Here is a 22,010-nt window from a genome sequence, read left to right on the forward strand (position 1 = left end):
AGGTGTAAAGGCGGCGACGCCAAAGCCGAGCACTACTAATAGCCCGAAAGCTTTCATGCCTCAGGTTACGGGGGTATATCCTTTATGATGCGTGTGTTTTGTATCAGTAAACAAGTAAAGTCAATACAGTGTGATATGTCTGCCATATTTTGGTGGCTATAGCAGCGGTGTTCCACCTCTTCCCATCCCGAACAGAGAAGTTAAGCCCGCTCACGCCGATGGTACTGCCCGCAAGGTGGGAGAGTAGGTAGCCGCCTTTTTAATTTGTTTTCCCCGCGCAAGGCAAAAGCCTTGCGCGGGGAATTTTTCATTTGTGTGAGGATGGTTTTTTCTTATTTTATAAATTAATAAAATAAGAGTTAAAATAGGGGGGGGGTAATTGTTGACTTATTGAAAGTATGTTGTATCTTTACATCTCATAAAAGTTTTTTAGACAGCTGTTTATAGATGTCTGGCTTTATAGGATTGTATTAATAAATAAATATTAGAGATGAAAGGTTTATTAAAAAAGTTGTTTTTTACTTTATTGTGTGGAAGTTTGTGTTATGCGCTTTCCTCTTGTGATGACGAAAATGAAAATCATGGTAGTCATGTCGGTTTTGGAGAGGAGAGATTGGATATAGATCGTTTGGGCGGCTATTATAGACTAAACGTTCACGTGGAGGAAGGGCAGGCATGGACGCTTTCCGTTCCTGAAACTAATGAATGGATTACCGTGTTGACACCAACCGGTAAGGGGGATGCTTCCGTTGAGCTTTATATAGAAGACAATGGGACAAAAGAGAGCCGTACGGATAATTTGGTCTTGGTTACTGAAAATGGCACGAAAGTCCAGATACCGGTGAGTCAGACTAACTTGTTGAATGGTGAAAGCATGCCGGAAAATGACGATGTGGAATTTTATGATGTATTTAATAATAAGGGCATCGGTAAAGGGTATGACATCATAAACCGAAAAGTCAAGCAGTCTGTTGTGCAAATGACGGGCTTGAAAAAACTTATTAATGGGGAAGATGCCCCTTATGCGGATCTTGGCTTATATACAGAAGCCCCCATTGCAGCATCTGATGTGAAGATTATAAGTTATGATTCCATAGACAATAAGTTAGACTCAATCAATGTAAGTTTGAAGATTGGCGTATCTTTCGGTTTGTTTAAACTGGATATTTCCGGTGCTTATATCAGTGGGGAGAAAGTGGCCGATGCGAATGTGACTTACAGGATGGGATGCCGTTATCCGGTGTATGAAGCGTCTTTGGGATATGCGGATTTGTTAGGTTATGTTGCTGAAGAAGAGGATGCAAAAATAAAGCGGCAAATGTTGAGTATCGGTTTCCTTAATTTGAGAGACAAAATTAATGAATTGGCGGAGAATCCGTCAGCCAATAAGGCACAATTGGATGCGGCTTTAGTTAAGTTGGATGCGACTTATGGACCTGTGGTAGTGACAGGAACTACTTTAGGAGGTGAAATGACAATGAAGTTGGACGCAGATAGTTTTGATGTAGCGGACAATATGGGAATAAAAGGTGATGCCAGTCTGTCCATACAAGCTGCCATTTCCATTACGGGAGAAGCACATGCGGATTATATCCGGAAAGGTGAGATGTTGTTGTCCCATTCCAATTTGGAGCTGACCATGTTAGGCGGGCAGGTAGCTAAGGGGCAAGAGATGGCCAAATATTTGACGAGTACGATGGCTGTCAAACGCGCGGAAGTGAATCAATTGGCCACAGACTGGGCGAATAGCATTGTGATGGACGGAGCCAATAAAAAGAATAATACGGCCGAAGTCGTGGAAATGACTTTGACACCGATATGGAGCTTCTTTGACGACGAGGTTGCCGTAATCGTACAGGACTATATCGTAAAGAAATACAAGGATAATCCTAAAGCAATAGTGGATTTTAGTAATTACTAATTAGAATATTAAGTGAAGTGAGGAGCTTGTCCATGATTTCCATGTTTGCCATGATTTTGGCAAACATGGTTTTGTTTTCTTGTTCGGAGCATGAAGATGCTTTGGTTTTACCCGATGTCCAAATAGAGGTCAGCGAGTCTGAGATAAGTTTGGGGCGCGTGGGGCGGTACTATGATGTGAGCATAAGCTCTCCCAAAAAATGTGTGGTGGAATGTATGGCTGACTGGGTGGCTCTCACTTCTGATACTTTGGCAGAAGACGGTATTTTAGAGTTTTATGCCGCCACCAATGATGGTGATAATGGGCGCAGGGCTGAAATCAGGGTGAGTTATGCCGATTCGCCGGAACAGTTTGTGGGGATTTCCATATACCAGTGCGGGTGGTTGGACGTGGAGGATAATGCCTTGTCGGGAGGAGAATTGACACAAGACTTCCGTGTGGGATGGGGATACAATATATTGCAGGATTTTATGAGTGAGAATAGCCTGGTGGCTCCGATTCTGGATTATAACAAGTTGTTGAAGTATGAGGCAGAATTGGGAGACAATTTCATTCAAGAGGATAACCGGAGCTATGAGAAAATAGAAATATATTCGGGGTATTCGCTTGACGAGTTGTCCCAGACCTTTACGGAAGCCCAGGAAAGAGAGAAAAGCAACCTGTCAGGGTCGAAAAAGACCGTAGGCAAATTTGTGAAGACCAATAATTATTCGACTGTGGAAGAACGGTGCTATGGGTATTCCCGTTTGTCCAAGGTTGTGGCTTCACGTTATTTGGACGAGGCGGGGCTACTGTATTTGGCCAACGGGGGGAAGGACATTTATTCTGAGGCTTTTAACCGACTACGCGAGAAAATCATGAATGACCCCACCATTGAAAATGTAGACCGGTTGCTAAAGGATTTCGGGACGCATCTTGTTATTTCTGCCGATTTAGGAGGGATGATAGAGTATATGGTAGACTTTCAGAAGAAAGAAGTGGCGGACGTGCAAACCTATACGGAAATGCGGACGAAATATGTGTATGGCAAGATACAGCCTTCGGCAGAGACTTCGCGGATAGATGCCAGTATTTCCACGGATTGCAGTGCTTCGAAGTCTTTTACCATCCGGGCAGGAGAAAATGAATGTGTGGAGAAAATACGGAAATCCATCGAGAATTTTAGCAATGAGAGCCAAATAGACCAACATTTGCTCTCTGATTGGATGAACAGTTTGGAGGGGGATTACCGTAATGATGCGGAGTTGCGTAAACGGTTGACCATTGTAGGATGTACGACTTTACCGATATGGGTGTTTTTTGAGCCGGAACTGGCTCGTCTTATCCGCGAACGGGTGGAAGAAATCTCCAAGCAGAGCAATTATGATTATGACAAGGATATCATGCAGGGCGATAACTGCATGATTGAGTTGAATGACGGGATGCTCCGTTTCGACACAGGGGATGATGCAACCTTGGTGAAGGTGGTGTATCACGGGAAAGTACCGGTGGCAGAGATTTGCCATGAATACGTGCCGGATATCCGGGCAGACCGTAGGGTTACGGTGATGTATCCTTTGGTGAAAGGGTCGCCGAACCTGAACCGTGGAATATTCCTTGGGGATGGAGAGGGTAATCCTCCTTCCTACATCGCTTTTGAAGGAGGGTTAGTTTATGTGAACCCCATAGACGGTATGGGGCTGACGGATAAAATCACGAAATTGTATTATGTTAATGGTAACCTCTATTTAAATGACATGAATGCGGGAGTGTCTTATGGGGGCATCACGGTGGAAGATGCCTATTGCGTGTTGATAGACAACGTGACGGACCGCTTGCCCTTCGTGAAGATCGGTGTGGGTTACTGGTTGCGTGCTAATTTGGAGCACAGCATTTATTTGGGGGAGCCGGACGACCCGGATGACGAATACAGCAATGTTACGGTGAATGAAATATTCGATGGGAATAGGTATTATACCAATACTTTCGGTGTAATAGATCCTACTTATAGGAGCATGAACGAGGAATTTATTGGAGTAGACAAGTGGTATCTGCCCCAGACTGATGACATTATGAATTTGCGCAATTATGTGTATAAAAATCCAAAGGTACTGTTCAAAGGGCAATTGAGTGGTTTCGATGCGCAGTTTGACGGTTTTTATGGAGTGTATGACATCATGAACGATGACAAGTATTTGGGTTCTTTTGATTTTCATTATGTAAATGAATATAGTGTTATCGCATGCAAGGGCGAAGGACAGACCGGTGCGGCATTGGTGTTGACACCGGATTACCAGTTGCGCACGACAACCTTGAAGTCGGCAAATGATAATTTCTATCCGGTACGTTTGTTCCGTTCGTCCAACTTTAAATATACGGAAAAGAAATGATACGAAAAATATTGTTGTGCATATGTATGGGTGGGATGTTGGCAGCTTGTTCTGAGGACATCTTGCCAGAAGTTCCGATGTTTTCCGGAAGTGAAGACCATGTTCCCATGGCAGACTTTATCTTTGATGGAACGGAAGGTTACCGTGAGTTACAGGTGGATGTACGCGATGTCGTGGCAGGAGAAACGGAAGGAGGATTCCTGACTTTTGTCCCAAAGGAAGGAAAATCTTATTTGTATTTGGAGCAGAATGATGAGAAAACACACCGTTGCGGAAACCTTAAATTGAGGTTGGCAGACGGGCGGACGGAATGTTATACCGTGGTGCAGGAAAGCCGTGACCAAACTTCGCGTGATGCCATTGACAAAGGTTTAATCCGGAATTATGGCGTGGGTTATTCCTTTGAAGGGTATAATGGCGAGAAATGTTCTTTTAACAGCGTAATGAGCCAGGTAATCAACCTCCAGATGTTGAAAGAAGTGGAAGAAAAGGAGAATGACCGGTTGCTTAACTCTGATTATGAGCATGCCATCTACTATGTAACCTCGTCGGGGTATAGTTTGTCGGATTATGTGCACAGCGTGGAGCTTGAGGCAGAAGCGGGTGCCGATTTAATCCTTTACAAAGGGACCTTGAAAAAGACAATGGACGTATTTGAAGTGGTCAACAAGAAGAACTTTTATGTGAGCACGTCTTACATATCCCCTAAAGGCATACGTTCATTGGAAACGGAAAAGTTGAAATATTATGTGAAAGAATACCCGGAGCTTCTGACGCACAGTTTCCGTAAGGCCATCGAGGATTTGTCCCGCCATCCATCGGACATTATGGCGTTGGATTCTTTCCTCGTACGGTTCGGAACCCATGTCGTGCAGTCGGCTACCTTGGGAGGAAAGTTGGATTTACATGTGTCGGTCTCCCAACAAAGCTTCGACACCTACGAGGAAGAAGGGTTGTTTAGTGAAAACACGATAGCCCTGTTTTTCAAGAAAATGAAGTCGGAAGGCAGTAATTATAATTTCAAGGATGTCTTCAATGCGGCGGAGAGCCGTATGGATGTGTCAGGAGGCAGGATTTCCATTTTGAACGAGGCCGTAATCAATCCCGACTTCAACAATGCACGGGTGCAACCGGAATTGTTGGCACAATGGGAAAGCAGCATACAGTATGACGAAGATAACTATGCAGGCAACAATGTGGAGATGGTCGATATGGCAGTCTGCCCGATATGGGATTTGATACCCGACCCCGAAGTGGCGAAATCTGTGGAGACCCGTGCCGTGGGGACGGCTTCCCGTTTGAGCGAAGTGTTCGGGTTCAACCATTTTGCCAATGCGTCTTTTCCCATGTCATTCGATACCGTGCAGTGCAAGATGGGGGGAAAGGAAACGAGCGTGGAGATGCCATACGTGGTAAACATCATTTCGGCAGGCCGTTATGTGGCTACGGTGTGCCGGGAGTGGGTGCCGGAGATTAGCAAGGACGAAGCTGTGAGCGTGGCTTATCCGATATATGGCCGTACGATGGATTGGACGGGAGGGCTTTGTGTGTATCAGGGACGCGCCTACCGTGTGGCATGGCATCACGGTCGTTTTGTCGTGACACCGGTGCCGGATCTTCCTTCGGGGAAATTTTACCTCACCGCAGGTCGCTTGGAGGTGCAGTCCACCGAAAATACGGTATATCAGAAAGCCTATCCTGTATTGGGTTATGAATGGCCCGGAAGTATCGGCATTGACGGGACTTTGACAGGGAAATACTATTACCAGACGCGTAAGTTCTTGGGACATTTTTATTTGGCGACGGATAAGGAGTTTTCCGATTTGCCGAACTGGCGTTGGCAAACGTCTGTGCCGGAAGAGGTGGATAACTACCGCGAAGAGATAAATGGTAGCGAAGAGGCATTCCGTCTTTCCGGGGTTGATTTGGGACGTGACTGTACGGACAATTTGAAGAACCGCATGGTCATGGAAGACGATTATGAATTCTTTTGGAATACGAGCGAAGTTAATTATTAATATGGAGGAAATATGAGAATCTGGCATTATTTTGAGATAGTTTGTTATGTGGTAATCGGACTTGGACTGTTTGTTTCCTGTAATGAAGAGGAAGAAGTGGGGAAAGGGGATGAAACTTCACAGGAAGGTAAAGACCCATTGGTACCCACCCCCGAGGGGGAACGCTTTATGAAGGCGCAACAAATCATCAAAAACCTATGCGAGGTGGACAGCGTGAATGGGAGTGCCACTTATGATTTTAAGATAGGAGAGGTGCTTGATGTGACGAGGCCTACGGAATTCAGCGTGGGCATGGACGACTTGGAAGAAGCCACGGAGTTTTTCCGTTCTTCCATATTGGGGACTACGAATGAGCCTGTAGACCTCAACGGGGTGTTGGAAGTGGATTTACAAGAACAGGGAAGCCTTGTTTTTGCTCCAGGTGGCGATAATGGGGCGTTGGCTACATTAACCATCAATTTGGTGGATTTGCCTGTAATGACCAAGTTGTATTTCATACCTGCCACGCTGTGGCCCGACAATGCCAGTTCGCCTTATGCCAAAGGTAATATTTTGTATGACAAAATAGATAACCGTTATTATGTCTGTATTGCCAGTTATGACACCGGGAGGGACGGAGTCTTGTTTACCTTGGACGGAGGTTGGTCTTATGATAGTAATGATGATAAGGATGAAATGGCTACTGATGGTGGTAAGGTTGTTAATTATTACAATGTCCCTTCTGAGGCGGATTTTAATTCATTGTATGATTATTATACTACCAAGCATGATGATTTGTTGGCTCGCCTGCTGTTGGCTTTTCCTGACTATACGGAAGCAGGGTGTTTCCATAATAGGAAAAGCACAGAAAAAACTTCCACACGTCCCCATAAAATGGATGAAGCTTACAAAGATGTGTTGTCCGGTTCGGATTGGCAGAGGGATGATTTTGACAACAAAATGCGCGAAAAAGGGTTTCATATGACCACGACAGTGAAGGAATATTGGGCGTGGTTTGAATATTGGCATGAGTATTGGTTCTATGGTTACAGGTTAAAGAATGTAGGAGGACAGTTTGGAGAAAAATACCAGTTGCAATATATAGATACACAAGAATACAACGTCCCAGGAGTATATTTGTTGTTGTGTTCCATGAGGCACTTTAGTTATGGGGCGTTTGACAATAACCGTTATGAGCTTAAACGCAGGTGATGTATGAGAAAGAATCTGCATAGGCTATTGTGGCTTGTTTGGGGCGGATGCTTTTTGGTGGCCTGTTCGGGAGATGAAACCTGGCGACCGGACGATGCTTCTTTAGGGTTGGAAAAGTGGAGGCTTACCTTGATTTGCAGTCCCAATGGATTGGGAGACAACGGATATAATGACAAGATATTCGAAGGCGTGTGCCGTTTCCTCGATGTATATGGCGATGAGGTGGAGTTCCATTTGAAGACCCCCTTGTCCATTGACGCGGCTTTGCAGGATTACGAGGACTGGTTGGCGGAGCCGGAGAAAGAGGGGAAGAACGACCTGTTGGTGTTGGCCGGAAGCGAATACCGTGATTTTCCCTCCCTGAAAGGAGGGCCGCTTGGCCATCGAAAAGTCTTGCTGTTCGAGACGAAAGGGGGGGACTATCCTGTAGGGGTATATACGTTCAATCTTTCCATGTATGGTGTAAGCTATTGGGCTGGAAGTGTGGTTGGACTGTCTTCCGGGGATTCCGAACTGTTGGATTCCACATTGGTGTTGGCCGCCATGCCTGATGAACCGGTGTTGGAAGAAGCCATCAGGGGCTATTCGGATGGATTTTATGCCCAAGGCGGTCGTTTTTGCCGTACTTGTTATTTGGCTGACGGTTATGAAGGTTTTGCCATGCCCGACAGTGCTTACCGTATGTTGGACCGGATAGGCGAGGGTTATTGGATGGTATATCCTTTGTTGGGCGGGTCGGCTGCCGGGGTGTACCGGTATTCCCGTGAGGTGCTTTGGACACCGACCATCGGGATGGATGTGGATTGCTCTTCCATCACTACGGCCGTGTTCTTTTCGGTCATCCGTAAGATGGACGGGGTGATGGAAATGTATTTGGGGGATTGGGTGGCAGGCAAAGAATGGCCTGTGAGCCAGACGTTAGGTCTGTCTTCCGGTTGGGTGGACATCGTGGTCAGTCCCAGATTGTCGGATAATAATATGGCCACGATGGTAGAGGCTTGCCGCACGGAGGCCGTTGAAAAAGATAAGGAATATGAAACTTCAAAGCATTAAATATGGCATCCTTGCACTGGCATGCGGGCTGTGCGGTGCTTGCGAGGACGAACCTGCCGTACAAGGCAGCGGGGCAGAGGTGAAAGAATACCGCGTGGCCGTGGTCATGCCCGGTGAGAACCAAAGCCGTTGGGAGAGAGTCGTATCTTGGGCCATGGAGGATTTGGAAAAGGCTCAAAGGGGATTGTCTCGGAAAGTGAAGCTCAAAGTGGAGTGGAAAGATGAAAATGCTCCTGATTTGGAGGACTATCTGAAGGCTGTGGCTGCCGATTCGGACGTGGCAGCCGTGATAGGACCTTATCATTCATCGTCAGCCCGTATGGCTTCCGCCTGTTGCGGGGCACGACGTAAGACTTTGATACTCCCAACAGCCTCGTCCGTGGAATTGCAACGTAGTTGTGCCGGAAAGGATTTCCTGTGGGCTTTGTCCGAATCGGACATAGGTCAGTGTGAGGTGATGCTGACCCAGGCGTTGATGGACGGGGCTGAAAATGTGTATCTCCTTTCCCGTGAAGATGACTATGGGCAAAGTTTTATAGATTGGTTTACTTTCCAGGCTGTAGAATTGGGATTGATGTCACAAGGTAATTATACCTATTCCACACCGGAGGACATGGCCGTGGCTTTGGATAAGATTAATGCGCGTTTCGAGGATTTAAGGCATGACGATGTATTCCAGACTTTGCTTTTCGCACCGTCCCGTACGGAAGATGCCGTGTGGTTGGACAGTTTGGTGCGGATTCATCCTGAATGGAAACTGAGGGGTATCAATTTGATTTGCTCAGACATGGTTTATGCTCCGACCTTGGCAGGACGTTTGACTTCGGGGCTGAATTGGGGAGGAATGGCTTTGGCGGCTGATCCTGTTTCCGGCTTTCCCACAGTTTATCAGGTGAAATATGGGGATGAACCCTTGAATGGCGAGTCCCATCTGTATGACGCACTGGTCTTCTTGGCTTATGGTCTGACGGCCCTGCAATGGGAGCCGGAGTCTGGCCTGAATGAGGCTCTGAAGCGTGTGGTAGACGGGCGTGCGGCCTATGATGGCGGTTGGATGGCAGATGACATGCGGCAGGCTTTTGCTTTGTTGCAATCAGGTGTTTATCCGAATCTGGTGGGCGTGACCGGCAGTTGGGATTTCGATGAGGAGAAATATACTTCCGTCCTTCATTCCACTTATGCACATTGGAGTTATACGCCGGAAGACGGTTTCCATACGTGGGATTATTTGTCTACGGACGGCAGCAGGCGGACTTCTTCCACACTGGCCGGATGGAACTGGGCGGCATCCCGGATGGAGAGTTTTGACGAAAACGCGATAGATCCCGCATATCCTTCCTTACGGCATAATTGGTGCGTTTTGGTGGCGGCTTCCGAAGGTTGGGCGAATTACCGTCATCAGGCGGATGTGTATGCCATGTACCAGTTGATGAAACGTCACGGTTATGATGACGACCATATCATTTTGGTGGCGGAGGATGACATTGCCTGGAATCCCAAGAATTTGTATCCGGGAGTAGTCCGCGTGCACCGGGATGGTGGGAATGTGTATGACGGGATACGCATTGATTACCGTTTGGATGATTTGAAACCGGAAGATTTGGAGGCTATCCTTGCGGGGGAGGCCGGAGGCCGTACGCCTTATGTGGTGACGGGAGACGAACATACCAATGTTTTCCTGTTTTGGAGCGGGCATGGTGTGTATAATGGGCTGAATTGGGGAGAAGGATATGAGATGTTGCGGGGACAGCAGTTGGGTAAGATGATACGGAAGGCTTATGAGCGTGGGAACTATCGGAAAATGTTCGTGGCTTTGGAGGCTTGTTACGGGGGGAGTATGGCCGAAGCTTGCAAAGGGGTTCCCGGTGTCGTGTTCATGACAGCAGCCAATGCCGGTGAGACCTCGAAAGCCGACGTGCAGGATTATGAAATGAACATCTGGCTTTCCAATGGTTTTACCCGTGCTTTTCAGGAGACGATTGATGCCAATCCTTCGATTTCCTTGCGTGATTTGTATTACAAGTTGGCTCGCAACACTGTGGGTTCCCATGTGTCGGTCTACAATGAAGCCCTTTATGGGAACATATTCCGGAATACCATGTCTGAGTATCTGCGCGAATAATTGCAAGTTGTATTTTCTTAAAAAATAGTGGGAAATCTTATACTTATATAATAAGGAAAATGGATTCGTCTGAATTTGCGTAAATTGCGGTCGTTTTTATTATAAATACGGATAAACTTTTAAAAAATATATGGTTATGAACAAATCGATTCTTATGTTTTCTTTCCTCTCGGGAACTTTGGTGTTTTCGAGTTGTGTGACGAAGAAACAGTATGCGCAGTTACAGACGGACTATAACAAATTGGACAAGTCCTATCAGGATACGAAAATGAAACTGGTGGCTTGCGGTACGAAATCCAAGAGTTTAGAGGAGCGTTTGGCCGAGGCGCAGAAGGCGAACGACGAGCTGAAAGCTTCATACGCAGCCTTGCAAGGTTCGTTGGACAAGAGTATCCAACAGAATTCTCAAGGCAATGTGAATATCTCGAAGTTGGTAGACGAAATCAATGCTTCCAATAAGTTCATCAAACAGTTGGTGGAGGCAAAGGATAAGTCAGACTCTTTGAATATGGTGCTGACCAACAACTTGACACGTTCGCTGAGCCGTGAGGAAATGAAAGATGTGGATGTACAGGTGTTGAAAGGCGTAGTTTATATATCTTTGGCAGACAATATGCTGTATAAGTCGGGTAGTTATGAAATTAGCGAGCGCGCCGGTGAGACATTGAGCAAGATTGCCAAAATCATCATGGATTACAAGGAGTATGAGGTGCTGATTGAGGGTAATACGGATACCGATCCTATTTCACGTCCTAATATCCGCAACAACTGGGACTTGAGTACATTGCGTGCATCCTCGGTGGTTCAGGCTTTGCAAAATACATACGGGGTGGATCCAAAGCGTTTGACGGCTGCAGGACGGGGTGAGTATAACCCTGTGGCTTCCAATGACACTCCGGAGGGCAAGATGCGTAACCGCCGGACGCAAATCATCATTACGCCGAAGTTGGATCAGTTCATGGAACTTATTGATCAGGCACCGGAGTCAACGGAACCTGTGGCTGAATAAGCTTTGTCGTAAACAAGCGTAAAAACAGCCAAGCCTGAACTTTTATATGGAAAGTTCGGGTTTGGTTGTTTTTTTGTGGAGGACTGTGCCAGATACAGATTTTATATGATTTTTTATGCTGGATTATGCTTGCCGATTATTTTTTATTGTATATTTGTTGTTGAGCAAATCTGATAGTTATGAGGAAGTTACTACTTGAATTCTGGTGCCTTGCGTGCTGTGGGCTGATGGCTTACGGACAGGAGGATTATTACAGGCCGGTGGAAGGGCTGAAGAAGTCGGAGTTGAAAACCGCGCTTCATGAGTTGATACAGCCGGAGAGCGTGTTGGACTATGGCGGGAAGGGCGAAGGTTATACCTGGTCGGGCTTTGTCGTGACCGACCGTATGCCGGACGGAACGGTGCGCGACCGCTACAGTAACGTCGTTCGCGGGTTCAACGGATTGAATGCCGTGGAAGGCATGAACATCGAGCATTCTTTTGCCAACAGTTGGTGGGGGCATACGGTGAACAACGCCTATTGCGATTTGTTTAACCTGTTTCCCAGTGACGGAACGGCCAACGGGAGGAAAAGCAACAACCCGATTGGAGTGGTCACGGAAACGCCCGCTTTCGACAACGGGGTGACCCGTGTCGGGAAATCCGCGTCTTATCGTGCGGATTCGTTGATTACGGTATGGGAACCGGCAGATGAGTGGAAAGGAGATTTTGCACGTACTTACTTCTATATGGCTACTTGTTATGAGGATTATGCTGATTTGTGGCAGACGACAGAAGGTTTGTTGATGGTTGAGAAAAACCGTTATCCGACTTTGCGGCCTTGGGTGAGCAACCTATTGTTAGCGTGGAGCGAAGCCGACCCTGTGGACGACGTGGAACGTGAGCGTAACGAAGTCGTGTCCGGTATTCAGGGAAACCGTAATCCCTTTGTGGATTATCCGCAGTTGGCCTCTTATATTTGGGGAGACAGTACGGATTATGCTTTTTATATCGACCGCACATCTACGACCCCCGAGTTGTTTGTGCCCGGAGAAGGGGAGACGGTGGATTTCGGTCTGCAAGCCTTGTCCAAGGGATTGGAGGGCCGTTTGACCATTCGGGGGCGTAACCTGCCCGGAGGACTGGCTTTGGATTTCGGGCAGTCCGGTTTTGAGGCGGACAAGACGCAGCTGACGGAAGGCGAAATCGTCCGGGGTGTGACCTTGACGGTACGTTGCCGTACTGCCGAAGCCGGGGTGCACGAGGCTGTGCTCCTGTTGAAAGGCGACGGTTTCGAGCACCGGAATCCCCTGAGAGTAGAGTATGTGGACGGTATTCCTGCCTATCCGGCCCGTGATGTGGTTTGTACGGTGAATGCCCAACGATTTACTGCTTCGTGGATGGACATGGGAGAGGGATTGGATTACACGTTGGCTGTCTATACAAAGGATGAGGGCGGCCGTCAGCAGATGCTTGAAGGCTATCCCAAAACATTGACAGGCGTTTCCGCCACAGTGGAAGGGCTACTTCCCGCTACGACTTATTATTATACGGTAAGCCTTCCGGACGGAAAGGGCGGAGAGGCGATGGTTTCCAACGAGGTGGAAGTCCGTATGCCGGAGGTCACGCCTGTGTTTACGGCCGATGCTTCTGAATTGCATTTCACGTCTGTGCCCGGACGGGTTTCTTCCCCGCAGACAGTGACGGTCACGGCTTTAGGCGTAGACCAGTATGTGACCACAGCCACGGTAGAGGCTCCGTTTGAAGTGAGTGAAGACGGTAAGGAATGGAGTACAAAGGCATCTGTGGAAGGCACGGAACAACGTCTCATGGTGCGCATGGGGGCAATGCCTGAGGAAGGGATGACAGAAGGCGAAATGGTGCTGTCCACTCCTGGGGCGGAAGACATCATCGTGAGCCTTTCGGGAGAGGTGGATCAGAAAAAGGCATTTTTCGAGACCTTCGAGACCGGTTTTAAAAACAGTTATAAGGAAGGCCAGGTGACGTGTGTGGCCGCGCAGTGGCGGATGGCGCAGACCTTGATAGGAGGTTTGGCGGACGACAGGAAAAACGATGATTGGAGCGTGCGTATGCAGGCCAAATCTGGTGTCACGACAGAATTGGAGATGATGGAGGATAAGACGGAGGGTTGCGACTCTTTGTGGTTCTATGCCGGGCTGTATGGTGAGAAGGATACGGGCGTGAAGCTCAGTGTGGACTATTCTTTGGATGGGGGGATGACGTGGCTGCCTGTGGCAAAGGATATAGCTTTCAACAAAGGAGAGTGGAAGCGTTACGGTTACAAATTGGACGTAGACGGGCTTGTGCGGTTGAAGTTCAGCGTGACGGGAACCTCTTCGAAGCGAATCAACGTGGACGACATACAGATGAGCGATTACGGTACGGGCGACGGTGTGCGGCAAATCCGGGTGGAGAATCCCGACGAGTGGGTGGATGTGTACACTTTGGGCGGCATTTGGCTACGTAAGGCTAAGCGTAAAGATGCGTTGAAGGGTTTGAGGCCGGATTATTATATTGTGAAATAAACACATACCGGCATGATACATTGGAGTAATACGTAGCGAGTCAGCCAAAGCGGCGTTTCGTTACGTATTGTTCTTTTGGGTGCAAGGCTCATGAGAAAGAGGAAAAATAAACAGCTACTGTTTTTATTTCACTGAAAAGGGGTAAAAAGAGTCTCTTGTCGTTCTGCATAAACTGCATTTTTCGTACTTTTGCAGAAATACTGTTGAACGAAAATACGACTATATGAATAAGGAAGTCCTATATGTCCTTTTGCCCGATTATGCGGCACATGAGATGGTATATCTTTCAGAAGCCATTGCTTCCGACGAGTTTGCCTTGAAAGAGAACCCGAAATATGTTAATAAAGTTGTGGCTCCGACTTTAGAGCCGGTAAAGTCGATAGGCGGATTCCGAGTCATACCGGATTATTCATTTGACACGATGCCTGAAGACTATGCGGCGTTGGTGCTGATTGGCGGTTTCGGATGGACTACACCGGTTGCAGAGAAAGTCGCACCGATTGTCGGTAAGGCCATTGAGGCAGGCAAGGTGGTAGGGGCGATATGTAATGCCGCATCGTTCATGGCTAAATGTGGTTTCCTTAATCATGTCCGGCACACCGGGAATGGTTTGGAGCAACTTAAGCTTTGGGGAGGAGACCATTATACCCATCTCGAAGGTTACGTCCATACGCCGGCAGTCAGTGATAACAGGATTGTAACAGCCAACGGTTCTGCAACGCTTGAATTTGCCAAAGAACTTCTTCTGTTGCTTGAAAACGATACGCCGGAACGTATCGAAATGTACTATCAATTTAACAAGCAAGGGTTTTGTGACTTGTTCCCGCAATAACCTTGGCTTTGTGAAAGTGTTCAGACGGATGCAAAGATATTTTCTATATTTGGCTTATGACGGCACGAGTTACCACGGTTGGCAGATTCAGCCCAACGGTATCAGTGTGCAAGAGGTGTTGCAGAAAGCCTTGGCCACCCTCTTGCGGCAGCCCGTGTACATCACAGGAGCGGGACGGACGGATACCGGAGTACACGCCCGGATGATGGTGGCTCATTTCGATTTCGAGTATGCCGATGACCCTGTGCGACGGATTGACGGAAGGTGGCTGACGGACAAGCTCAACCGCCTGTTGCCGCCGGATATCTCCATTTACAAGACGGTGCCTGTGGCAGCCGATGCACATGCCCGTTTCGATGCCTTGTCGCGCACCTACCATTATTACCTGCATTTCGGCAAGTCCCCGTTCTTGCGGGCTTATTCCTGCCGTCTGTACCAGATGCTCGATTTTGGGAAGATGAACGAAGCTGCTGCTGCATTGTTCGATTATACCGATTTCACCAGTTTCAGCAAAGTGAATACCGATACGAAGACCAACAACTGCCGTATCATGCAAGCCCGTTGGACGGAGCTTGCGCCAGGCGAATGGCGTTTTGAAATCCAGGCGGATCGTTTTTTGCGCAACATGGTGCGTGCCATCGTCGGTACGCTCGTCGAAGTGGGGCGGGGCAAGCTTACGCCGGAAGGCTTTCGGGCGGTGATAGAAGGAAAAGACCGTTGCCGTGCGGGAGAGTCCATGCCGGGGAACGCCCTCTTCTTGGTGGATGTGGCCTATCCGGACAAATGTTTCATGGTATAGAGTAGAAACGGAAAAGAAAGAGATATATGTGGTTGATTCTGGCGTTTACTTCCGCCGCCCTGTTGGGCTTTTACGATGTGTTCAAGAAAAAGTCGTTGAGAGGCAATGCTGTGATTCCCGTCTTGTTTCTCAATACATTGTTTTGCAGCCTTATCTTCCTGCCGTTCATTCTCGGTTCGGCATGGGGAATGACGGACACCGGCAGCTTGTTTTATATCCCCCCGACCGACTGGGGGGCGCAGAAGTACATCCTGTTGAAGTCCTGCATCGTGCTTTCTTCATGGATATTCGGTTATTTCGGCATGAAGCATTTGCCGTTGACGATAGTGGGGCCCATCAATGCCACACGCCCCGTCATGGTGCTCGTCGGTGCGCTGTTGGTCTTCAGCGAGCGGTTGAACCTTTATCAGTGGGCGGGTGTGGCCTTGGCTGTGCTGTCGTTCTTCATGTTGAGCCGGAGCGGCAAGAAAGAAGGTATCGACTTCCGGCATGACAAGTGGATTTATTTCATCGTCTTGGCCAGTGTGCTCGGAGCCGTGAGCGGCTTGTACGACAAATATCTGATGGCCTCGCCGGAGAATGGGGGAGTGGGGTTGGACCGCATGGTGGTGCAGAGTTATTATAATCTCTACCAGTTGGCGATGATGGGCGTCATGATGCTTCTGTTATGGTGGCCGCGCAGGAAGCAGACCACGCCTTTCCGGTGGGATTGGTGCATCCTTCCGATTTCGCTCTTCCTGTCGGCGGCAGACTTCGTTTACTTTTATGCACTCAGCCTGGACGGTGCCATGATTTCCATTGTCTCCATGGTACGCCGCGGCAGTGTAATCGTTTCGTTCCTTTTCGGAGCCATGGTTTTCCGCGAGAAGAACTTGCAGAGCAAGGCCGTGGACTTGGTGTTGGTCTTGCTCGGGATGGTGTTCCTTTATTTGGGTTCCCGTTAACGTGAAGAGATGTTATTAATAAGGTGCGAGGCGCGGAATGTCGATAAAAATGACTAAGTTTGTGCCCGTAAAATAAAATGGATGTATGAAACGTTTTTTACCTCTTATCATAACGTTGGCATTGGGACAGGCTCTTCAGGCGCAGAAGATGCGCGACGTGTTTGCCGCCATGCCCGACAGCGTGTTGGGCATCATGACGAAAAATAACCGTTTGGATTGTATCGACTTCATCGAGAACACCATGGCCGCCAAAGTGCACAACCGGTTCGATGGCGACACGGAACTGAAAGCTCTCACGGTGGACTATCTCGAATTGCAGCTGACAAAGAATTGCCGGGTGGAGATGAAGCTTTTGCCGTCGGAGGACACGTTGTATTATATTTGTGTGGCACGTACTTATTCCGGACCGATGGCAGAGACGAAGGTAGCCCTTTACACACCGGATTGGGAAACATTGCCTGAAGAGAAATGGATGTCCCGTCCGGTGTATGCCGATTTTTGGGAAACGAACGATTCGGTGGACAAGGAGGAAGTGGCACGTCTGCAGCATTTGCAGGACATGCGCTTTGTGACGGCTTCCCTGCAACCGGACGATATGCGGCTGACTTTTGTTTTGCAGCCCGGCGAGGTGGATAAGGATGAGGCGGAGCGTATGAAGAAAGTTTTACGTCCTGTCGTGTATGGGTGGCAAGGTAAGCGGTTTGTACGAGTTGAAGATTAAAATATTGTATTTTAGCTGATTATATCTTTTAGGAAAAATCTGCGCCAAACGGAAAATTGTTTGGCTGTGATTGATTTTTCGTTCTGCTGTGATTGATTTTTCATTTGGCGCAGAATGAAATCACGGTCTTTTGAAGCCTATTCCTCAGGGGTAGGAAATGGCGAAAAAATGCGACTTCATTCTGCGGTGTGTCTCCTTTTTGTGCAAAAGAAAACGGTGTGGAAACTGTTGTCACCACACCGTTTTTTATCTTTTCGATAAAATATGGAATCCCGATTTATTTGCGGCTCTTTCCGTAGCGGCTCATGAACTTGTCTACGCGACCTGCCGTGTCCACCAACTTGCTCTTGCCTGTGTAGAAAGGGTGAGAGCTACTGGAAATTTCAATTTTCACTACCGGATAGGTTTCGCCTTCAAATTCTATGGTCTCGCTCGTTTTGCAAGTAGAACGTGAAAGGAACATGTCGCCGTTGCTCATGTCCTTGAACACTACGGGACGATAATTCTCAGGATGGATATCTTTCTTCATTGTCTTATAATTTTTTGTCAGTTCAACTTATAGTTGGTAACTATATGTGTAATGGTCTGATTTACGAGGTGCAAAGTTAAGCCTTTTATTCAGAACCACCAAACTTTCTGCGGAATATTTTCGGCTATAATCCGTTCCAACTTTCTATATTATAAGTTTGTTCTACAGGTGTCTCTATCCGGTCGGGCAGGTTGCAGAAGAAGTCGATGCCCGTTTTCTCTTCCAGTTCGTCGATGCTTACGGCCCAACTACGCAGGTCGGGGTTACCGCCATACGACTTGTGTTCCACCCAAAATCCGATGGCCTTGTAAGTGTTTTGTCCACCTGCGTATTTCTTGCAAAGCAAGGCCATGAAATAATACTTCGGGACGGGCATTCCGCTTCGGGTGTATGCTTTAATCTGGCCGTCGAGAATCGTGCCGCCTTTCACGACGAAGAGCGTGTCACGAAAGGAACTGTTGCGCCCCCAGTTTTGTACCTGACCTTCCAAGTCCACCCAGTCGTCCTGGTTGAACCGTCCCATTTGCGGACTCATGTTGGACAGGTAAAAGGTTTGCCCGTTGGCATCTTTGGAGAACAGCCGGTCGGCCGAGGCGCAAAGGTGCCCCCGGTTGTAGCCGCTTCCCCGGTAGTCTTCCAGTTCCGTGCGCTCTCCGGCCGGAATATCCGGGTCGGCTTGGAAGGGATCCCCCTCCCATACGGTGCCGTTCCATTCTGTGCCTTTCCAGTTGTTGCGGTTCCAGGAAGTGCCCGCCGTTGTATTGGTAAAAATGAAAGCCACCCAACGTGAATGCTTTTTTTCTTTATGCCAATCTACGGTATAGTTCAATACTCGCGTACCATTGTAGGTCACGTAATGGGAATAAATGTCGCCTGTCTGGTCGTCCAACCTCGGCATCTCGAGATTGGCTGCATTGGGGATGACCGAAGGGTTGGCGTTTTGGTTCGTGGTGTCGCCTGAGGCTCCATCGGAAGAGTCGTCGTTGCAGGCGGTGAGGATGAAGGCTGAGCTTAAGAAATAGAGTAAGATGGCTCTTTTTTTCATTGTTCTTATTTAAAGATGAAAAGAGGATGTGCCGTCCGGGCACATCCCCCACGATAGATTGGATGATAAATTATTTTATTTGACGGTCACGTTTTTAATCTCCCAGGTTAAGGTCTCATCACCGTCGGCATTTTTGTATTTGAAGGCCAAATATGCTTGTGCGCCTACGGCCGGTAGCGTAGCTTGCGCATCGCTGAAGGCCCATCCTGATTCTGCCGGATAGTTGATGGTCACTTGTGTCCATGTGGCAGTTGTCACGTCACCGGAATAGTTATTGGATACCCATACGGTGTAAAGTTGGCTGGCGTTGTCCATACTCTTGTTATAAGGGCCGAAAGCTTGCTCGAAAGTCAGTGTTCTTGCTTTACCCAGGTCGATAGCCGGTGAAATCAGCCAGTCTTCGTTTTTTACAGACGTTCCGTTGGCATAAGCCGACATTTTCATGCATTTGTATTGGGTGTCTGCGTTCCAGGCTTGTTCTCCGGTGATGTCGGCTGTGGTAAAGCTACCGATGCCGTTAGCAAAACTTTCGGAGAAAATGGCATCTCCCGGTTCTTCCGGTTGTTCCGGATTGCCTCCTTCGATGATTCCCCCGTCGTTAGTTTGCAAGGAGAAATCGTCTATGAGGACGCTTTGTCCGGGATTCTTGCCGACCATGACCACCAAGTTTACTGTGGTATTTGCCTCCAATGTGAATTCGTGGGTGGCTTCTACCCATGTATCTTTGGTAATGTCATTAACGTATGCTCCATATTTGTAGCTATCTCCTCCGGCGATACTTCCGTCTGCTTCATTGACTGCATATCCCAAGCGGATGCTGGCGTTGGCATCTACGGCCTTGAAGTAAGCCGTGATGACATAAGTACCGGCTTTCAGTGTCATTTCCGAACTGCCGAGACGTTTGTTAGCGTCGGTAGAACCTTCTATCATTGCAGAATAACTTCCTGCATGGGCGTCGGTAGATTGGGTAACGGTGGCATTTCCTGCACTGTTGCTTGACTTCCAACCTGTGGCCACACCGTTTTCCCAAGTTTCAAAGCCACCGTTTTTGAGGAGGTTTTCTCCTGTGATGGGTTGGTCGGCTTGGGCATTACGCTCTTCAACCAGAATATTTTTCAATTCAAATGTACCGGCTTTGTCCGTGCAGTTGTAGACGAAAGCAAGCTTGATGCTCTTGCCTTTGTAGGCGTTCAGGTCGATGTCTTTAGAATCAACAAAGTTCCAATCACTGCAATCTTTGATTTCTACAGGAAGTTTTTGCCAGTTTTCATTGGATGCTTCCGTAATCCATACGGTCATGTTGTTTTCCAAGTCGTTGAAATAACGGGCACAATAATCAAAAGTCAAGGTGGCAGCCGAAGCTTGCGTCAAGTTGATAGCAGGAGATACCAACCAACTTTCGGCGGCATAGTTTACACCGTTGATGTACGATGTGGCTTTCATGTATTTGTAACTGTCGAAGGTCCACACTTCGCTACCCATTTCAGACGGTATGTTGACGTTGTTAATTGTAAATTCACCCATACCCTCTGCGAACGTTTCACTGAAGATGGCGTCTCCCGGCTCTTCAGGGACATCACCTATCTCCTGTCCGTCAAGGATGGCGGCAGTAACGGTTTTCACCCCGGCGCTGCCGAAGTACTTCTCCATGGTGCCATAGAGCATGACTTCCTTGCCTAAGTTTTCCGGATGGGCTTGCAGGTTGAGTGCGTTACGTACGTCGCCGCTCGGGAGCTGTACGGCCATACAGTTGTTGATGTCCTTGCTGTCGGCCGAAGTGGCAATCACGATGTTGGTAGTGCCGGCTCCTTCTGTTCCGAATACGATGTCGGAAATCGTGGAAGAAGTATTGTCGCCAGTCGGGATGTAACCTACGATATAGGCTTTTACCCACGCGTAACCGCCGTTTTGGTTCAATGCAGCCCCCTTGATGGTGTAGGGAGATTCTTTGGAACCGGTTCCATATATGCTGTTGGCATCTCCCTTGCCCGGTATGTCGTAAGGAGCAGGGACGTCGTTACATGCCTGGAACAGGAACACGCCTAATGTCAGGCATAATAAGCTGATAAAACTTTTGGTTTTCATATTGTTTCGTTTTTGTTGGTGAATGCTTTTTATTGAATGTCTCTTGAAGTGCGTACGGTGAGTTGCCATTCGCCGTTATATTGGGTGAGTAATCCCGTGACGTCCACTTTTCCCATCTTCATGTAATTCGTGGCGAAGTTGGCGTAAGTGCTAGTGCGGAAAGGAATGTTGGTGTTTCCGACTTTGAGGGTACGGTTTACACCGTTTCCTCCGTCGCCTTCTGCTTCCGGAGCATATTGGGTCAGTCCGTCGGCTTCTACAAATTCCGCATCGTTGATCTTGACAAAGAATGCAGCGTCGGCTTTATTGGCCGAAGAAAGCCAGGCTTCGTCGATTTCCATAGGAACCAGTTCGGGGTAAGATAGGTCTGGTTGGCCGATGACTTTGACATGGTCCTTCCATGTGTATTCCGGCATGCGGCCTATCTTGCCTTGGTACAAGGCACCCAACTGGGCCATGGAGCCGTAGCCGCCTACATAAAGCCCTTTGCAGTTGATGGCTATTTTTTGTCCTACGGGCAAGAACGCATACAGTCCGGTGGCGTTTATGCCCACGACTAAAGTACCGCTTCCGTCATTGACATACAGGTTCTTGTAGATGTTACCGGATTCGTCATCGCCTACTATGACTCCGGAGATGACCAGGTCCTCTTGTACTTCTTCCGCTTTGTTGCTGCTGACGATGCCGGCATATTTTGTCTTTAAGTCGGCGATAGTCGTATTGGCTTCTCCCACGGCGGGATTTCCGTATGTATAATTAGTCGGGTCGTCATGGTGGTCCATACAGCCGGAGAAAACGGCTGCCAACATGGAGACGAGCAATAATTTAATATTTTTCATATTCAAGT

16 protein-coding genes and 1 rRNA gene are annotated in these 22,010 nt (G+C 48.0%); 13 read left to right on the top strand and 4 right to left on the bottom strand.

Features of this window, described 5'->3' with window-relative positions:
• Positions 1–148 precede the first annotated feature (148 nt).
• The 13 genes from rrf to AC5RDV_RS10925 all read left to right on the top strand — a co-directional run bounded on the left by rrf (position 149) and on the right by AC5RDV_RS10925 (position 17,504).
• Positions 149–260, top strand: a 5S ribosomal RNA gene (rrf, locus tag AC5RDV_RS10865).
• A 230-nt stretch (positions 261–490) separates the two neighbouring features.
• Positions 491–1,921 carry a BACON domain-containing protein gene (locus AC5RDV_RS10870; protein WP_282747840.1) on the top strand — a complete coding sequence of 477 codons (1,431 nt, stop codon included), beginning with the start codon at positions 491–493 and terminating at the stop codon, positions 1,919–1,921.
• Positions 1,922–1,953: 32 nt separating this feature from the next.
• Positions 1,954–4,290 (top strand): MAC/perforin domain-containing protein, encoded by a 2,337-nt coding sequence (locus AC5RDV_RS10875; RefSeq protein ID WP_282747839.1) that lies wholly within the window; start codon positions 1,954–1,956, stop codon positions 4,288–4,290.
• 107 nt (positions 4,291–4,397) lie between these two features.
• Complete coding sequence (locus AC5RDV_RS10880) at positions 4,398–6,308, top strand: MAC/perforin domain-containing protein (RefSeq protein WP_282747838.1); 1,911 nt, start codon at positions 4,398–4,400, stop codon at positions 6,306–6,308.
• A gap of 12 nt (positions 6,309–6,320) precedes the next feature.
• Positions 6,321–7,499: a hypothetical protein gene (locus tag AC5RDV_RS10885; RefSeq protein WP_008630232.1), complete on the top strand. Its 1,179-nt coding sequence runs from the start codon at positions 6,321–6,323 to the stop codon at positions 7,497–7,499.
• 3 nt (positions 7,500–7,502) lie between these two features.
• Positions 7,503–8,552 carry a type 1 periplasmic-binding domain-containing protein gene (locus AC5RDV_RS10890; RefSeq protein ID WP_282747837.1) on the top strand — a complete coding sequence of 350 codons (1,050 nt, stop codon included), beginning with the start codon at positions 7,503–7,505 and terminating at the stop codon, positions 8,550–8,552.
• Positions 8,533–10,674, top strand: a complete 2,142-nt coding sequence (locus tag AC5RDV_RS10895) for a C13 family peptidase (RefSeq protein ID WP_282747836.1) — start codon at positions 8,533–8,535, stop codon at positions 10,672–10,674. Before AC5RDV_RS10890 ends, AC5RDV_RS10895 begins: the two co-directional genes overlap by 20 nt.
• 136 nt (positions 10,675–10,810) lie before the next feature.
• A complete protein-coding gene (locus tag AC5RDV_RS10900; protein ID WP_172604674.1) occupies positions 10,811–11,683 on the top strand; it encodes an OmpA/MotB family protein in 873 nt (290 codons plus the stop codon).
• Positions 11,684–11,862: 179 nt separating this feature from the next.
• Complete coding sequence (locus tag AC5RDV_RS10905) at positions 11,863–14,208, top strand: endonuclease I family protein (protein WP_282747835.1); 2,346 nt, start codon at positions 11,863–11,865, stop codon at positions 14,206–14,208.
• A 223-nt stretch (positions 14,209–14,431) separates the two neighbouring features.
• Positions 14,432–15,040 (top strand): DJ-1/PfpI family protein, encoded by a 609-nt coding sequence (locus AC5RDV_RS10910; protein WP_282747834.1) that lies wholly within the window; start codon positions 14,432–14,434, stop codon positions 15,038–15,040.
• 28 nt (positions 15,041–15,068) lie between these two features.
• On the top strand, positions 15,069–15,839 hold the full coding sequence (truA, locus tag AC5RDV_RS10915) for a tRNA pseudouridine(38-40) synthase TruA (protein ID WP_282747833.1): 771 nt from the start codon (positions 15,069–15,071) through the stop codon (positions 15,837–15,839).
• A 26-nt stretch (positions 15,840–15,865) separates the two neighbouring features.
• Positions 15,866–16,783 carry a DMT family transporter gene (locus AC5RDV_RS10920; protein ID WP_282747832.1) on the top strand — a complete coding sequence of 306 codons (918 nt, stop codon included), beginning with the start codon at positions 15,866–15,868 and terminating at the stop codon, positions 16,781–16,783.
• Between the two features lie 85 nt (positions 16,784–16,868).
• Positions 16,869–17,504 carry a DUF3256 family protein gene (locus AC5RDV_RS10925; protein ID WP_282747831.1) on the top strand — a complete coding sequence of 212 codons (636 nt, stop codon included), beginning with the start codon at positions 16,869–16,871 and terminating at the stop codon, positions 17,502–17,504.
• 277 nt (positions 17,505–17,781) lie between these two features.
• Here the strand turns inward: AC5RDV_RS10925 and AC5RDV_RS10930 are convergent, their stop codons facing one another.
• From AC5RDV_RS10930 to AC5RDV_RS10945, 4 genes are all read right to left on the bottom strand, one after another.
• Positions 17,782–18,033 (bottom strand): type B 50S ribosomal protein L31, encoded by a 252-nt coding sequence (locus AC5RDV_RS10930; RefSeq protein ID WP_008630214.1) that lies wholly within the window; start codon positions 18,031–18,033, stop codon positions 17,782–17,784.
• A gap of 124 nt (positions 18,034–18,157) precedes the next feature.
• Entirely contained in the window at positions 18,158–19,078 is a 921-nt protein-coding gene (locus AC5RDV_RS10935) for a DNA/RNA non-specific endonuclease (RefSeq protein ID WP_282747830.1), read from the bottom strand.
• A 75-nt stretch (positions 19,079–19,153) separates the two neighbouring features.
• On the bottom strand, positions 19,154–21,163 hold the full coding sequence (locus AC5RDV_RS10940) for a DUF6359 domain-containing protein (protein ID WP_282747829.1): 2,010 nt from the start codon (positions 21,161–21,163) through the stop codon (positions 19,154–19,156).
• Positions 21,164–21,192: 29 nt separating this feature from the next.
• Positions 21,193–22,002, bottom strand: coding sequence for a DUF5689 domain-containing protein (locus AC5RDV_RS10945; protein WP_008630203.1), 810 nt, complete (start codon positions 22,000–22,002; stop codon positions 21,193–21,195).
• Positions 22,003–22,010 lie beyond the last annotated feature (8 nt).

This window comes from Paraprevotella sp. (assembly GCF_986071375.1).

Bases quoted from the DNA above. Each gene is read 5' to 3' on its own strand.
- AC5RDV_RS10870 (WP_282747840.1), top strand. From the start codon at position 491: ATGAAAGGTTTATTAAAAAAGTTGTTTTTTACTTTATTGTGTGGAAGT.
- AC5RDV_RS10940 (WP_282747829.1), bottom strand. From the start codon at position 21,163: ATGAAAACCAAAAGTTTTATCAGCTTATTATGCCTGACATTAGGCGTG.
- AC5RDV_RS10930 (WP_008630214.1), bottom strand. From the start codon at position 18,033: ATGAAGAAAGATATCCATCCTGAGAATTATCGTCCCGTAGTGTTCAAG.
- AC5RDV_RS10885 (WP_008630232.1), top strand. From the start codon at position 6,321: ATGAGAATCTGGCATTATTTTGAGATAGTTTGTTATGTGGTAATCGGA.
- AC5RDV_RS10895 (WP_282747836.1), top strand. From the start codon at position 8,533: ATGAAACTTCAAAGCATTAAATATGGCATCCTTGCACTGGCATGCGGG.
- AC5RDV_RS10920 (WP_282747832.1), top strand. From the start codon at position 15,866: ATGTGGTTGATTCTGGCGTTTACTTCCGCCGCCCTGTTGGGCTTTTAC.
- AC5RDV_RS10925 (WP_282747831.1), top strand. From the start codon at position 16,869: ATGAAACGTTTTTTACCTCTTATCATAACGTTGGCATTGGGACAGGCT.
- AC5RDV_RS10880 (WP_282747838.1), top strand. From the start codon at position 4,398: ATGGCAGACTTTATCTTTGATGGAACGGAAGGTTACCGTGAGTTACAG.
- AC5RDV_RS10875 (WP_282747839.1), top strand. From the start codon at position 1,954: ATGATTTCCATGTTTGCCATGATTTTGGCAAACATGGTTTTGTTTTCT.
- truA (WP_282747833.1), top strand. From the start codon at position 15,069: ATGCAAAGATATTTTCTATATTTGGCTTATGACGGCACGAGTTACCAC.
- AC5RDV_RS10890 (WP_282747837.1), top strand. From the start codon at position 7,503: ATGAGAAAGAATCTGCATAGGCTATTGTGGCTTGTTTGGGGCGGATGC.
- AC5RDV_RS10910 (WP_282747834.1), top strand. From the start codon at position 14,432: ATGAATAAGGAAGTCCTATATGTCCTTTTGCCCGATTATGCGGCACAT.
- AC5RDV_RS10900 (WP_172604674.1), top strand. From the start codon at position 10,811: ATGAACAAATCGATTCTTATGTTTTCTTTCCTCTCGGGAACTTTGGTG.
- AC5RDV_RS10945 (WP_008630203.1), bottom strand. From the start codon at position 22,002: ATGAAAAATATTAAATTATTGCTCGTCTCCATGTTGGCAGCCGTTTTC.
- AC5RDV_RS10905 (WP_282747835.1), top strand. From the start codon at position 11,863: ATGAGGAAGTTACTACTTGAATTCTGGTGCCTTGCGTGCTGTGGGCTG.
- AC5RDV_RS10935 (WP_282747830.1), bottom strand. From the start codon at position 19,078: ATGAAAAAAAGAGCCATCTTACTCTATTTCTTAAGCTCAGCCTTCATC.